Source organism: Pseudomonas sp. TH08, assembly GCF_016651275.1.
Taxonomy (GTDB): domain Bacteria; phylum Pseudomonadota; class Gammaproteobacteria; order Pseudomonadales; family Pseudomonadaceae; genus Aquipseudomonas.
Genome location: NZ_JAEKEE010000004.1, coordinates 1,201,915 through 1,216,447 on the forward strand (window position 1 = coordinate 1,201,915; position 14,533 = coordinate 1,216,447).

Here is a 14,533-nt window from a genome sequence, read left to right on the forward strand (position 1 = left end):
GTGTTAGCCCCGTCGACTGGCGCGCTGACTGCGATAAGTATCGAGCACCACGGCGATGACGATCACCGCACCGGTGATGATGCGCTTGGTCGGCTCGGTCGCGCCAATCTGCGCCAGACCGGCCGCCAATACGGAAATGATCAACACACCAAAGAAGGTACTGATCACCGAACCACGGCCGCCCATCAGGCTGGTACCGCCGATCACGACGGCGGCGATCACTTGCAGCTCCAGACCGGAGCCGGCATTTGGATCAGCCGCTTCCAGACGCGAAATCTGAAACAGCGCGGCAACGCCAGCCAACAGGCCCATCAGGCTGAATACCAGGATCTTGTACGGCTTCGGGTTGATCCCCGCGAGCCGTACCGCTTCTTCATTAGTGCCGATGCCGATCAGGTAGCGACCGAACACGGTGCGGGTCAACACCGCTTGCGCGATGAAGATCACCAGCAAGGCAATGATGAACGACGGCGAGATACCGAATGCGATCGGATTCGACAGCCAGGCGAACGAATCACCGATATACGCGGTGCGCGACCCGGTCATTTGATAGGCCAGGCCTCGGGCCATTTCCAGCACGCCGAGGGACACGATGAACGATGGAATCCGCCAGGCCACGGTGATCGAACCGGTGACCGTACCGGCCAGCGCCGCCACTGCCATGCCGAGCAACGCGGATGGCAACACGCCCCAGCCCCAGCCGAGAATCGCCACGCTGACCGTCGATGCCGCCAAGGCCAGCACCGAACCAACGGAAAGGTCGATGCCGCCGATGATCAGCACAAACGTCATGCCGACGGCCAGGACCATCAGGTCAGGAATCTGGTTGGCCAGCGTACTGAAGGTGTTATAGGACAGAAAGTGGCTGCTCAAGACCGAGAACAGCGCGACCATCGCCAGCAAGGCACCGGCCAGGCCCAGATAGGTGCCCAGTCCGTAGAAATTGCCACTACGTTTGCCGGCAGGAGATGCAGTTTTCATGGGAGATCCCTAGGCGCCGCTTCGTTGAGCAACGCATCACGTTTTTGGTAGCCGGCGAACGCGGCGGCAAGCAAATCATCCTGGGTCCAGCTGTCACGCTCGAAGGTGTCGATGAGGCGCCCGGCCGACAGCACACCGATGCGGTCGCAGATCAGCATCAGCTCACGCAGATCACTGGACACCACCACCAGCGCTTTGCCCTGGCGAGTCAATTCGCCGAGCAAGGCATAAATGTCGAATTTGGCACCGACGTCGATACCGCGAGTTGGCTCATCGAACAGCAGCACCGAACAATCACGCTCCAGCCAGCGACCGATCACGACTTTCTGCTGATTGCCGCCGGACAGCTCTGAGACCAACTGTGTCGGGCTCGAACTGCGGATGCGCATGGCGTCGATCTGACGCTGTGCCAAAGCGATTTCGTCGCTGTTGTTAACGACTCCACCCCTGGAAATTTCCGGCATGTTGCCCAGCGCGATGTTGGCGCTGATCGACTGACTGAGCAGCAAACCTTCGCCCTTGCGGTCTTCAGTGATCAACGCGATGCCATTGCGCACCGCATCAACCGGCGAGCGCACACTGACCACTTGAGCCGGCGAACCCAGTGCAATCGTGCCGCTGTCGGCGATATCGGCACCGAAGATCAAGCGCAGCAACTCTGTGCGCCCTGCCCCGATCAGCCCGGAAATGCCGAAAATTTCACCCGCGCGCACTTCGAAAGAAACGTCGCGAACCTTGTCGGAGCGGGTCAGGCCTTTGATCGTCAACGCCGGCGCGCCTATCTTGCGCGGCCCCATGTCAATGTGTTCGCCCAACTCGCGACCGACCATCAGCGTGACCAGTTGCTCACTGTTGTAATTGGCCATTGGCTCGACGCACACCAGATTGCCGTCACGCAGCACGGCGATGCGCTGCGCAACGCGGGCGAGTTCTTCGAGGCGGTGAGAAATGTAGATGATGGAGACGCCGCGCGCCTGCAATCGGGTGATCTGCTCAAAGAGCATTTCGACTTCGCGAGCGGTGAGCATCGCCGTCGGCTCGTCGAGAATCAGCACATGGCAATCGCCGATCAGGTTACGGGCGATTTCGACCATCTGCTGATGCCCGATGCCCAGTTCGCCGACGAGGGTATCCGGATCGATCGCATCGAGCCCGACTTGCGCCATGGCTTCGATCGCCGCTTTGCGCAGTTGCTTGCGACTGATCCAGCCACCGTTGCTCGGCAGGTTGTCGAGAAACAGGTTCTCCGCTACCGACAGGGTCGGCAACAGATTGAGTTCTTGCATGACCATGCGCACGCCAAGCTCTTCTGCCTGAGTACGACTGCCCGGACGATAGTCCTTGCCATGGAATTGCATCTGCCCGGTGGTTGGCGTGACCAGGCCACCGATGATTTTCGACAAGGTGCTTTTACCGGCGCCATTTTCGCCGGTCAGCGCCAGTACTTCACCGCGCATCAGCGTCAGATCGATGCCAGTGAGCACCGGTTGCGCATAGGTCTTACCGATGCCGCTGACCGAGAGGACAGCGTTCGGGGCGGAAACTGACATAAAAACTCTCCATGCGCTCGCCCGGACGGACGAGCGCCGTTGTGTCGCCAGAAGACTTACTTGGTGACCAGTTCGACCGGCGTTTCAATCACGCCATTGGTACCGCTGTCGACTTTCTCGCCCTTGATGATCTTCAGCGCAGTCTCGATACCGAATACGGCTTGCTTGGCGGCGAACTGATCGGCCGTCGCCAATACGCGACCGTCCTTCAACATAGGCTTGATCGCATTGATATTGTCGTAGCCGACCACTTGCACCTGGCCAGCCTTGCCAGCCGCACGAACTGCCGAAACAGCACCTACAGCCATGCTGTCGTTGCCGGCGAGCAACGCTTTGACGTCCGGGTATTCGCTGAGAATCGAAGCGGCAACCTTGTTGCCTTTGTCGATCTCCCAGTCACCGGACTGCAGGGAAACGATCTTGATCTGCGCGGCGTCCATCGCATCCTTGAAACCAGCGGTACGTTGCTGGGCGTTGGTCGTCGTCGACACGCCTTCAATGATGCCGACTTCATCACCGGCCTTGAGCTGTTTGGCCAGGTATTCGCCGACCAGACGCGCGCCTTTGCGGTTGTCCGGGCCTACGAATGGCACGCTGATGTTTTTGCTTTTGACGATTGCCGGATCGAGTTGGTTGTCGATGTTGATCACGGTAATACCGGCATCAACGGCTTTCTTGATCACCGGCACCATGGCCTTGGAATCAGACGGCGCGATAACCAGGGCATTAACCTTCGCCAGGATCATTTGCTCGACAATGCGCGTTTGGCCTGCGGTATCGGTTTCGTCTTTGATGCCGTTGGAGATCAGGTCGAAATCGGCAGAGTGTTCTTTTTGATACGCCTTGGCGCCATCTTCCATGGTCAGGAAGAATTCGTTGGCCAGTGATTTCATGACCAGTGCGACTTTGGGTTTTTCAGCAGATTCGGCGAATGCCGAAGAGACAGGTAGTGCGGCGGCTGTGGCAGCCAGCATAGCGACAGCAAGAAGACGTCCAGCGAATGGCAGCTTCATGGGTTCACTCCGATCTTATGATTATTGTGAGCAACGCTTGCGCTGGCGTAAGCTACGTCACGTTCGCCGGTGACAGAATGTCCCGGGGACGTCGCGCAAACGTTTGCGTAGACCGAACTATGCGAATCCCGTCGACATTTGTCAACAATCAGAGATCGTCATTTCTTGCAGGGCGAACCTGTTGATCCGCCCCGCCACCGTTTATGCGGTGGTGCTGACCAGGTTTCCGCTGCTGGAACCCTTGGACATCTCTTTCAGCAGCGCCGCCGAGACCTGCATCATTTCGCCGCTGGTTTGCGCGATCTGCCCCTGAATGGACATGACCACCTGCGACTTGGCCTCTGGCGTCGGATAGCTCGCAGCCTGCGCGGCAGCGAGTTGCTGTTGCTGCTCCTGCATTTGCTTCTGCAATTCCTGCATGCGCTTCAGCAGCATCTTGACAGTAACGCTCAGGTTATCGCTGCTTTCAGTCTTGCTCTCTTCCTGCGCGGGCCCACCGGTTCTGACCTGATTACTCTCTTCTTTCTCGATGCCCAGCGCCTCGGCGGAAGCATCCGCTTCTGCTGCACTTATGGCATTGATCGTCGCGGCGGTCTTACCACCAATGGTGACAGCAGCGGGATTTGAAATACCGATGGTCAGTGACATGTGAACTCCCTAGATTTCAGTTTCCTTCAACACCCATCGGCCTGCGCACAGGATTCTTTAGCAGGAAATCCAGAACTCACAACCCGGCCTGTTCGACAGAAGCGGTAGTCCTTTTCGGTGAGCCGAACGCGAAAGCGCCCATTGTTCGGAAACCCGGATAAACGATTCACCAAAAATCTTGCCGACTCATAAAATACTGATGTAAATCATCAAGTTAAACATTTCTCTCACGCAAAGTATGGCTGGTACAGATCCTGCTCCCTTCACTGCACCCCGCGCATCCAGATCAGCGCGGGGTGCATCTAGATGAACCTGCACCAGCACCGTCTCACTACTAGAGAGAAAAATAATGACATCTGCTTTGAAAAACTTCGTTCCGGGCGCTTTGGCCCTCCTCCTGCTCCTGCCCACCGCCCTTCAGGCAAAAGAAGTCGAAACCCAGACCAAACTGGCCAACGTTGTTGTGCTCGCGACCGGCGGCACCATTGCCGGGGCTGGCGCCAGCGCCGCCAACAGCGCCACTTATCAAGCGGCCAAAGTCGGCATCGAACAATTGATCGCCGGCATTCCTGAATTGAACAAACTGGCGAATGTGCGTGGCGAACAGGTCATGCAAATCGCCTCCGAAAGCATCACCAACGACAATCTGCTGCAACTGGGCCGTCGCGTCGCCGAACTGGCGGACAGCAAAGACGTTGATGGCATCGTCATCACTCACGGCACCGACACTCTGGAAGAAACCGCTTATTTCCTGAATCTGGTCGAGAAGACCGACAAACCGATCATCGTTGTCGGCTCCATGCGCCCAGGCACCGCCATGTCGGCTGACGGTATGCTCAACCTGTACAACGCCGTGGCCGTGGCCAGCAGTAAAGAAGCACGCGGCAAAGGCGTATTGGTGACCATGAACGATGAAATCCAGTCCGGTCGCGACGTCAGCAAAATGATCAACATCAAGACCGAGGCGTTCAAAAGCGCCTGGGGCCCGCTGGGCATGGTGGTTGAAGGCAAGTCCTACTGGTTCCGTTTGCCGGCCAAGCGTCACACCATGGACTCGGAATTCGACATCAAAAACATCAAGAGCCTGCCTGACGTAGAAATCGCCTATTCCTACGGCAACGTAAGCGATACCGCCTACAAGGCACTCGCCCAGTCCGGCGCCAAAGCCATCATCCACGCCGGTACCGGCAACGGTTCGGTATCGTCCCGCGTAGTTCCGGCTCTGCAGGAACTGCGCAAGGATGGCGTGCAGATCATTCGCTCGTCTCACGTCAACGCTGGCGGCTTCGTTCTGCGTAACGCCGAACAGCCTGACGACAAGTATGACTGGGTTGTCGCTCACGACCTGAACCCGCAAAAGGCCCGCATCCTGGCGATGGTCGCTCTGACCAAAACCAACGACAGCAAAGAACTGCAACGCATGTTCTGGGAATACTGATTGTCCTTCGCCCGATCAGTCCTGGTCGGGCACTCTTCGCTCCATTCACCTGCCTGGTGAATGGAGCGTCGCCTACAGTTCGAACGCACTCCTCCTACAAAAAACTCGACACAGCTCACACCAAAATCGGAAAACCGCTGTCAGAGGATTTTCTTGAATTTTAAGCAGTTGCGAAAATGCTTACAGTTAAATACTGTATGCACGTACAGCTTAATAAGGATAACCTCGTGGCCACCTCCCCTGATGCTCCTGACGCTTATGAACGCATGGGTATGCGCGTTCAGAAAATCATCAATTCCCCCACTGCACAAAAAGCCAAAGCCGCATTGATCTTCCGCTTGCCGGACGAACCGATGGATGAGTGGGAGCGCCTGCTCGAGGAAATCGACGAGAACGACAACGTCACCCTCGCCTATCGAGACGATGGCGGCGTGCAGATTTTTTGGGTTGTGCCGAAGGAAGATTGATTCAATGATTGTCCGCTGTTTTGCTTTGTTGCTGCTGTTCATCACCATGGGTGCCCAGGCTGGCGCGCCCCGCACATTCACAGAAGCCAAGAAGGTCGCGTGGAAGCTGTATGCACCGCAGTCCACCGAGTTTTATTGCGGGTGCAAATACACCGGCAACAAGGTGGATCTGAAGGCTTGTGGTTACGTCCCGCGCAAGAATGCCAAGCGCGCCTCGCGCATCGAGTGGGAGCACATCGTGCCGGCCTGGCAGTTCGGTCACCAGCGCCAATGCTGGCAGGAAGGCGGTCGCAAGAACTGCACCCGCTATGACCCGACCTACCAAAAGGCCGAAGCCGATCTGCACAACCTGGTACCGAGTATTGGCGAGGTCAACGGCGACCGCAGCAACTTCAGCTACGGCTGGTTGCCGGTGCAATCCGGTCAGTACGGTTCGTGCCTGACCCAAGTCGACTTCAAGGCCAAGAAGGTCATGCCCCGCCCTTCCATTCGCGGCATGATCGCACGCACCTATTTCTACATGAGCAAGCAGTACGGTTTGCGCCTGTCGAAACAGGATCGGCAATTGTATGAGGCGTGGGACAAGACTTATCCGGTGCAAGACTGGGAACGTCAGCGCAATCAGAGCGTCGCATGTGTAATGGGGCGCGGTAATGAGTTTGTCGGCCCGGTGAACATGAAAGCCTGCGGCTGATTGCAGCGCAAAAAAGAAAGGCCTCGAATGTTATGTTCGAGGCCTTTTTTGTGACTAGCTTCCAGACTTGTTGTAGCGCCAGTACCCCATCAGATTGAGCGACTCACGAGGAATGCCGCACTCCTTGATCAGGTATTTGCGCAAGCTCATGACTGCCGCACTTTCACCGGCGACCCAGCCGTAAAATCCTTCAGGTGCGGTGTCGGCAATTTCCCAGAGAATATCCTTGTCGATATCGACATCGGCCAACTCGACTGCACGCCCCTCTGACGACGCATGAACGGGCAGCGTTGCCCCGCGCACCGCCTCAACCATCAGCGCTCCGGCGACGGTTTCACCCGATTGTTCACGGATCAACCATTGCACTGACAGCCCCGGCCAGTCAGGAACGGCAAGCATGTCCTGCGCGCTATCCACCTCAAAGAATGCCTGGACTTGCGGCGGTTCATCGAGCGCCGCCAACTCATCGAGAATACCCATGGCAGCCGGCAGCGCCGTGGCGTCGGCGACGAGTAGAACCTGCTTGAGAATTTGTGGCGGCTTCCATTCGAATCCACCGGCATCCTGCGCCGAGAAATGGCTGTCGGGCGCAAGGATCTGCATCGACTCACCGGGTTGAGCCCTTAGTGCCCAACGCGATGCCGGGCCGGTCTCGCCATGCAGAACAAAATCGATATCCACTTCGCCTTGTTCAGCGCGCAGGTGACGGATTGTGTAGGTGCGCATCGCAGGACGTCGATCCGCCAGCATCGCCCGGAAGCGGGCGTACCAACCTTCACCTTGAGAAAGTCGTGATTGCGAACCGTCGGCGGCAGGGAAAAACAGCTTCACCCGTTGATCCGGCGCCCAGGTAGCCATTTCATTGACCGGCGGGCCGGAAAGGGTGATCCGCATCATATGCGGGCTCAAATGCGTTTTACGATGCAAGGTGACATCGAACAACTTGTAGGGATTGGCGGAGGCCATGGGGAGCTCCTTCTGGAAATCATCAGCGACTTCAATAGGAACGAATCGCAGCTGACAACCTTTAGGCAGCTCCACCAAATGAATCGCTTATGGCGTGAGCGGATGCTCAACCAACACCGATTCGACATTCTGCTTTTTCGCCTTCACCAGTGCAGCATCCACTTGCACCTTGCGAGCTTCGGCCTCGGCCTGGGAGTTGAACGGGCCAATCAGAATCCGCGTTTTACCGCTGCTGTCCTTGATGACCGTCGGAACGAAAGCATGTTCGATCAGCCAGCCGCTCAGGTCGCTAACAGCCTGAGGCGTTTCACCGCGCACCTCAAGATCCCACTGTGGAGCAGAGGCTACCGCCGGCGCCGCTGTCACTGCCGTTTTCGGCTTCGGTACGTCTACACTCTTGCCTTCACCACAACCGGCCAAAACCAGTGCCGCGACTACCCAGACCAATTTGCGCACAACGTTTTCCTCGAAATTCTCAAAGCGGCGATCTTAACATTCAAAAATACTTCGCGAGCCCCGCAAAATGGGCACAAAACAACGAGATTGATGATTGCAGCCTCTGTATAGTTACGCCCTGGGAATTAATGCCGCATCTGCGCGTCAGAAAGAGGCACCCAAACCGTGAGACTTCGCACTAATCTATACGTACCACCGACCTCTGCACTGTCTGAATCAGGTGCCCTACAAAGCAATCAAGGAGAAGACCATGCTGATACTCACCCGCAAAGTCGGTGAAAGCATAAATATTGGTGATGACATTACGATCACCATCCTCGGCGTAAGCGGCCAACAAGTCCGCATCGGCATTAACGCTCCAAAGAACGTTGCCGTACACCGCGAAGAGATTTACCAGCGCATTCAGGCTGGCCTGACCGCCCCGGACAAGCCACAAACGCCCTGATTCGCCTCGCAGTCAGTAGCCAGTTCGTTTACCCGCGTGTAATGACTGGCTAAAGATTCACGCGCCGTACTGCCATCCGCTCCCCAATCCCCTTGGGCACGGCGCCTGACACACGACCTCCTTCCCATCCGACTCTTCCCCGCATCCCTATCCTTTGTTGCCGGCGATACTACCCGCCATTATTGAATCTGGCTGTCGGACATTTCCGATAGAACACAGCGAATTCGCCTTCCTAAACGAATGTCACGCCACGCGCCATGCCAGTGGCTGCTATCACCATCAATACAAGCAGCAACGCCTCGACATGACTGATTCGTGCGTACAGCTTTGCACGCTCGGTATCGAGTGCCGCACCGCGCGCAGATGCGATCCGCCATTTGACTAACGTGATCATCGGGGCGAGTTCAATCAGCAGAATAAGCACCAACAGCGTCATCTTCAGATGAAACAGCGGCTGATGAAGATAATAGTCAGTACCTTTCTCATACCCGCCAAATGCGCGCATCCCACCCGTCACCAGCAGGATCAGCGCAGAAATGCCCCATAAGTTATCGGCGAGCAGCACTCGCCCGGCCTCCCCGTTCCGGCCGCCAACCGGCGGAATGCTGTACCGCGCGTAAGCACCGCCCAAAAACCCAAGGCAAAAGCCAATAGATGAATAGCCGCTAGAAACCAGTGAACCAGCATCGACACACTCCTTAGGAAAGAGTTGGAAATCGCCAGTCAGTAGTAGTCGAAAAAGTAAGGATTTGCCCGCACAGCATCGGCAGAAGAAAGACAGGCGCTGCGACAGCCAAATCGCAGGCAAAAAAAAATCCCAAGCAGCTGATGGAAGCTTGGGATTTAAAAATGCATAAACCGTGGTGGTGAACGCGGAGCGAATGTTACTGATTTATCCCGCAGGTAACAACATTTTTTCGATAACTGGTTGGTTAGTAACACTCGTAAACCATTCAATATCCACACTTTTTTAAAGGATGCTAGCGACGGACGGTGACTTTACGCCTGACAACCGAAGCCCTCCCCGCAGCGCTAGTCGACCATCATCCCGACCCACTGGATCATCCACACGCAAATCAGCAAGGACCGCAAAACAATGAAGCACCCCGCTCATGGACGACGCCCCCCTCAAGGCAATCTCCCCGCTAAAAACTCCCCAGGGACACACCCTCAACATCAGCAGTATCAGTACTTGGCCCCTCATCGGCTTCTTGTGCTGTGCAAGTTTTTTTGGTGAACGCCACAGAGATACCAATCAAAGAGGGGATGTCATTTACGAGTGCCAGGCGCGCCTTGATTCAGAATGGCTGGAAGCCGAATCCAACCGACTCAGAAAGGATCGGGGTCGAAAATATCCTGATAAGAAAAGGCTTCATTGAAATTGAATCCTGCACGATGGGCATCCAATTCTGCAGCTTCTACTATTTAAAAGGCCAAACCTGCCTCGGCGTAGCGACAGTGGGCGAAGAGATCAAAGACATGAAGATCTACTCATGGAATTTCGATTGCCCCGAGAGAGAGTGAGGGCGCTGCGAACGATCAGATCCTTTCCTTGGGTCTGCATTTTGCTTTGCCTCTCCAGTGCCATTGCCTGCGCTACAGATATTCCAGTCAAAGAAAGCATGCCGTTTTTATCGGCACGGAATGCATTGATCAAAGATGGCTGGAGGCCGGATGCGCCGAAAGAGAGGCAGCCTGTCGGCACTGCGGTAGAACTTTCAAAAGGGGCATTACGGAAGTCGAGCGATGCACGCAGGGCGTGCAGTACTGCCAATTCCATTACAGGAAAAACAAGGAATGCCTGGGCATCACGACTACTGGCGAAGAGGTAGGAGACCTGGTTATTGATGCTTGGGATTTTAAGTGCCCGTGACCTGCCCGATGTTTTGAAATGCATTCGGAGGGGATTTGCAAAAGTTTTGCAAATCGCAGACAACAAAAAAGGGCCCACCTTTCGGTGAGCCCTTCTAGACCGCCCAGCAGAGCGGATTTTGTTTGGTAGGCGCGATTGGACTCGAACCAACGACCCCCACCATGTCAAGGTGGTGCTCTAACCAACTGAGCTACGTGCCTGCTGTGAGGCGGCATTCTACGGAATTCCGGAGGGGTGTCAACACCTTTTTTTCACCTAACCCTATGAATATGCAAAATATTTAATTTCGGCTCAGCAACCGGGATTTTCCGGTGGCTGGCGGAGGTTTTTCAACTCGGGTAGGATCGACGCACTCGTAAAATATATTAAACAGAGGCTGCAGGATGGCGAACACCCCTTACCCAGAGTCTTATTATGCTGCGTCGGCCAATGCCGTACCGCCACGTCCGGCCCTGCAGGGTGATGTGGAGACGGACGTCTGTGTGATTGGCGCCGGGTATACCGGGCTGTCCTCTGCCCTGTTCCTGCTGGAGAACGGGTTTCGCGTCACCGTGCTCGAAGCAGCCAAGGTCGGTTTCGGCGCCTCCGGGCGTAATGGCGGGCAGATCGTTAACAGCTACAGCCGTGACATCGACGTCATCGAACGCACCGTCGGCCCGAAGCAAGCGCAATTACTCGGGCATATGGCTTTCGAAGGCGGCCGGATCATTCGCGAGCGCGTGGCCAAATACAACATCCAGTGCGACCTGAAGGACGGCGGCGTGTTTGCCGCCCTGACTGTCAAACAGATGGGCCATCTGGAATCGCAGAAGCGTCTCTGGGAGCGCTTTGGCCACACGCAACTGGAACTGCTCGATCAACGTCGCATTCGCGAAGTGGTCGGATGCGAACAGTACGTCGGTGGGATGCTGGATATGAGCGGCGGACATATTCATCCGCTGAACCTGGCACTCGGCGAAGCAGCGGCCGTGGAATCCCTCGGCGGTACTATTTATGAGCAATCGCCTGCCGTGCGCATCGAGCGCGGAGCCAATCCGGTTGTGCACACGCCGCAAGGCAAGGTCAGGGCCAAGTTCATCATCGTTGCCGGCAACGCCTACCTGGGCAATTTGGTGCCGGAACTGGCGGCCAAATCGATGCCATGCGGTACGCAGGTGATCACTACCGAACCGCTGGGTGATGAGCTGGCGAAAGCCTTATTACCCCAGGACTACTGCGTTGAAGACTGCAATTACTTGCTCGACTATTACCGCCTGACTGGCGACAAGCGTCTGATCTTCGGCGGTGGCGTGGTGTATGGCGCGCGTGATCCGGCGAACATCGAGGCAATCATTCGCCCGAAAATGCTCAAGGCTTTCCCGCAGCTCAAAGATGTGAAGATTGACTACGCCTGGACCGGAAACTTCCTGCTGACGCTGTCGCGTTTGCCGCAAGTGGGACGCTTGGGTGACAACATTTACTACTCGCAGGGCTGCAGCGGCCACGGCGTGACGTACACGCATTTAGCCGGCAAGGTGCTGGCTGAGGCATTGCGTGGTCAGGCCGAGCGTTTTGATGCGTTTGCGGATCTGCCGCACTATCCGTTCCCGGGCGGGCAGATGTTGCGCACGCCGTTTGCGGCGTTGGGGGCTTGGTATTACGGGTTGCGGGATAAACTGGGCTTCTGACAGACCGTGAAACAACTGTGGCGAGGGGATTTATCCCCGATGGGTCGCGCAGCGCCCCCTGAAGGGAATGCTGCGCAGTCCATCGGGGATAAATCCCCTCGCCACAAGTAGATATACAAGCCTGTATCAGAGTTGGTCGCGGGCGATGCCGCTGCGGATCCGCAAGATGTCGGCGAGTACCGCCAAGGCAATCTCCGCCGGCGTCTTGCTGCCGAGGTTAAGCCCGATCGGCGCATGAATCCGCGCCAAGTCCGCCTCCCCCAGCCCACCGATTCGACGCAACCGCTCGAAGCGCTTCTGCGACGTCTGCTGCGAGCCCATCACGCCAATGTAGAACGCTTCGGTGCGCACCGCTTCCATCATTGCAAGATCGTCGATGCGCGGATCATGGGTCAACGCGACAACGGCCGTATCGCGGTGGCAGCCACCATCGGCGATAAACACTGAAGGCAATTGTCGACGGATCTCCACGCCATCCAGCACTACGCCTTCGAGCACTTCATCACGCGGATCGCAGAGAATCACTTCAAAGCCAAGACCGACAGCAAACTCGGCACACGCCTGCGCCACGCTGGAGTACCCGGCGAGCAACAAGCGCTGCGCCGCACCGATGCGAATCCGCACCCGATCAATCTCGCGTTCGATCCGCGCACCCTGCTCGCGATCAGCGAACAGACTGCGCGCACCACTGGCCAGATCGACCTCGCGAATCAAGCGGCGCTGACCCAACAGCGCCGATTCCAGCTCGCGCAGATGCGCCTGCACCGCACAATCGGCGTCAAATTTCTCTACCAGCACATCGAGAATACCGCCACAGGGCAGACTGACCCGCGAACGCGGATCGTCGCCCTCGCCGTATCGCACAACGTTGACGGCATCGAGAAACGCACCTTCGGCGACACGTTCGAGAAAATCTTCCTCGACGCAGCCGCCGGACAGCGACCCGATCCACTGCCCGCCGTCATTCACCGCCAGCAGCGAACCCGGCGCACGCGGTGCCGAGCCGTAAGTGGTGAGCACGGTGCACAGCCAGATGCGCTGCCCCGCCACCGACCACTCCAGCGCCCGCCGCACCACTTGTAGATCGAGATGCTGCATATCAGTGTGCCTTGTGCTCGATGGACGGCGCGTCAGCTTGCAGCTTTTGCACTTCACTCACTGCCAACTCGGCAGACTGCCCGCCCCACCCTTGACGCAGGTAGTTGAGCAGATCGGTCAGCTGTTCAGGACTGAGCTTGTCGGCGAAACCCGGCATCGGTTGCATGTGCTCGAACCCGGAGAACTTCTGTTCGCCGATACCATCCTCGATCACGCGCAACAGGTTGCGCGGGTCTTCCAGGCGCAACGTGGTGTTGCCACGCATGGCCACCGCGATGTGCGGCTTGCCTTCGCCACCGACCGCATGGCAACCGGCGCAGACGTTCAGGTATGCCTGCTGGCCGCGCTGGGCACTGGCGCTGAGTTGCTCGACTGGCACTTCAACCAGCGCTTTGGCTGCCGGCGGTTTGTCGCCGAGCAGGAACGTTGCCATCGCCGCCAGATCGGTATCGTTCAGGCCTTGCGTGCTGTTGTGGAACACCGGGAACATCTCGTTGAACATCGTCCCTTGCGCGCTCATGCCGTGCTTGAGGAACGTACCCAGATCCTGCTCGTTCCAGCCGCGAGCGGCCAGATCAGTGGCCAGCAGGCTCGGCGCGAGGTAACCGTTGAGAATGCCGCCGGTCAGGCGTTTATCCAACTGCATCGCGCCCGGCAGGCCGCGTGGCGTGTGGCATTCGCCGCAGTGACCAAGCACTTCGACCATGTACTGGCCACGTTTCCAGGCTTCACTTTTGCCTTCAGCCGACTCCAGTTTCAGCGCCTTGCCGTACATCATGTTCCAGCCGATCAGACCCGGACGCACGTTGAATGGAAAGCTCAGGCTGGTGACCGGTGCTGCGCGTTCGATCGGCTCGATGGTTTTCAGGTACGCATGGATCGCGTCGGAATCTTCGCGCGGCATCAGGTGATACGAGGTGTAAGGCATCGCCGGGTACAGGTTCGCACCGTCGCGACGCTTGCCTTCGGTCAGCGCAGCGAAGAACTCGTCATCGTTGTATAAACCGATGCCATGATCTTTGCTCGGCGTGATGTTGGTGCCGTAGATCGTGCCGAACGGCGAGACGATCGGCAGACCACCCGCAAAAGGCGCGCCGCTCGGAGCAGTGTGGCAAGCCATGCAGTCGGCCGCGCGAGCGAGGTACTCGCCGCGCTTGACCTGATCTTCGGCGTGAACAAACAACACTGGCGCAGCAAGGCCGACCGCCAGGGTCAGGCGGGTCAGAAAAAGCTTCAT

Annotated in this window: 15 protein-coding genes and 1 tRNA gene; 5 read left to right on the plus strand and 11 right to left on the minus strand. The window is 57.3% G+C overall.

Annotated elements, in window-relative coordinates:
- Window positions 1–3: 3 nt before the first annotated feature.
- The 4 genes from JFT91_RS22465 to JFT91_RS22480 form a co-directional block, all read right to left on the minus strand.
- Window positions 4–981, minus strand: coding sequence for an ABC transporter permease (locus JFT91_RS22465; RefSeq protein WP_201148252.1), 978 nt, complete (start codon window positions 979–981; stop codon window positions 4–6).
- The gene (locus tag JFT91_RS22470) at window positions 978–2,531 is read right to left on the minus strand and encodes a sugar ABC transporter ATP-binding protein (RefSeq protein WP_201233898.1); all 1,554 of its coding nucleotides are present in this window, start codon (window positions 2,529–2,531) and stop codon (window positions 978–980) included. The genes JFT91_RS22465 and JFT91_RS22470 overlap by 4 nt, the downstream gene beginning before the upstream one ends.
- Window positions 2,532–2,587: 56 nt before the next feature.
- A complete protein-coding gene (locus JFT91_RS22475; protein WP_201227149.1) occupies window positions 2,588–3,544 on the minus strand; it encodes a sugar ABC transporter substrate-binding protein in 957 nt (318 codons plus the stop codon).
- A gap of 201 nt (window positions 3,545–3,745) precedes the next feature.
- Window positions 3,746–4,192 carry a hypothetical protein gene (locus JFT91_RS22480; RefSeq protein WP_201202310.1) on the minus strand — a complete coding sequence of 149 codons (447 nt, stop codon included), beginning with the start codon at window positions 4,190–4,192 and terminating at the stop codon, window positions 3,746–3,748.
- A 349-nt stretch (window positions 4,193–4,541) separates the two neighbouring features.
- On the opposite strand from JFT91_RS22480, the gene JFT91_RS22485 reads away from it, so the two are divergent.
- From JFT91_RS22485 to JFT91_RS22495, 3 genes are all read left to right on the plus strand, one after another.
- Window positions 4,542–5,630 carry an asparaginase gene (locus JFT91_RS22485; RefSeq protein ID WP_201148250.1) on the plus strand — a complete coding sequence of 363 codons (1,089 nt, stop codon included), beginning with the start codon at window positions 4,542–4,544 and terminating at the stop codon, window positions 5,628–5,630.
- Window positions 5,631–5,827: 197 nt separating this feature from the next.
- Window positions 5,828–6,097, plus strand: a complete 270-nt coding sequence (locus JFT91_RS22490) for a DUF1654 domain-containing protein (protein WP_166219800.1) — start codon at window positions 5,828–5,830, stop codon at window positions 6,095–6,097.
- A gap of 4 nt (window positions 6,098–6,101) precedes the next feature.
- Entirely contained in the window at window positions 6,102–6,791 is a 690-nt protein-coding gene (locus JFT91_RS22495; RefSeq protein WP_201227151.1) for an endonuclease, read from the plus strand.
- Between the two features lie 54 nt (window positions 6,792–6,845).
- On the opposite strand, the gene JFT91_RS22500 is transcribed toward JFT91_RS22495, so the two are convergent.
- Complete coding sequence (locus JFT91_RS22500) at window positions 6,846–7,757, minus strand: siderophore-interacting protein (protein ID WP_201202306.1); 912 nt, start codon at window positions 7,755–7,757, stop codon at window positions 6,846–6,848.
- An 87-nt stretch (window positions 7,758–7,844) separates the two neighbouring features.
- Complete coding sequence (locus tag JFT91_RS22505) at window positions 7,845–8,213, minus strand: hypothetical protein (RefSeq protein WP_008083248.1); 369 nt, start codon at window positions 8,211–8,213, stop codon at window positions 7,845–7,847.
- 250 nt (window positions 8,214–8,463) lie between these two features.
- Between JFT91_RS22505 and csrA the strand changes: the two genes are divergently transcribed.
- Complete coding sequence (csrA, locus tag JFT91_RS22510) at window positions 8,464–8,658, plus strand: carbon storage regulator CsrA (RefSeq protein WP_003179932.1); 195 nt, start codon at window positions 8,464–8,466, stop codon at window positions 8,656–8,658.
- Between the two features lie 232 nt (window positions 8,659–8,890).
- Here csrA and JFT91_RS22515 read toward each other — a convergent pair whose 3' ends face one another.
- The 3 genes from JFT91_RS22515 to JFT91_RS22525 all read right to left on the minus strand — a co-directional run bounded on the left by JFT91_RS22515 (window position 8,891) and on the right by JFT91_RS22525 (window position 10,731).
- Window positions 8,891–9,466, minus strand: a complete 576-nt coding sequence (locus JFT91_RS22515) for a DUF2214 family protein (protein WP_201233899.1) — start codon at window positions 9,464–9,466, stop codon at window positions 8,891–8,893.
- 663 nt (window positions 9,467–10,129) lie between these two features.
- Window positions 10,130–10,597, minus strand: coding sequence for a hypothetical protein (locus JFT91_RS22520; RefSeq protein WP_201233900.1), 468 nt, complete (start codon window positions 10,595–10,597; stop codon window positions 10,130–10,132).
- Window positions 10,598–10,654: 57 nt separating this feature from the next.
- Window positions 10,655–10,731: transfer RNA gene (locus JFT91_RS22525), tRNA-Val, on the minus strand.
- Window positions 10,732–10,914: 183 nt separating this feature from the next.
- On the opposite strand from JFT91_RS22525, the gene JFT91_RS22530 reads away from it, so the two are divergent.
- Entirely contained in the window at window positions 10,915–12,198 is a 1,284-nt protein-coding gene (locus tag JFT91_RS22530) for an NAD(P)/FAD-dependent oxidoreductase (RefSeq protein ID WP_201233901.1), read from the plus strand.
- Between the two features lie 126 nt (window positions 12,199–12,324).
- On the opposite strand, the gene JFT91_RS22535 is transcribed toward JFT91_RS22530, so the two are convergent.
- Together JFT91_RS22535 and JFT91_RS22540 are read right to left on the minus strand one after the other, a co-directional pair.
- Complete coding sequence (locus tag JFT91_RS22535; protein ID WP_201233902.1) at window positions 12,325–13,296, minus strand: XdhC family protein; 972 nt, start codon at window positions 13,294–13,296, stop codon at window positions 12,325–12,327.
- Between the two features lies 1 nt (window position 13,297).
- Entirely contained in the window at window positions 13,298–14,533 is a 1,236-nt protein-coding gene (locus tag JFT91_RS22540) for a c-type cytochrome (RefSeq protein WP_201233903.1), read from the minus strand.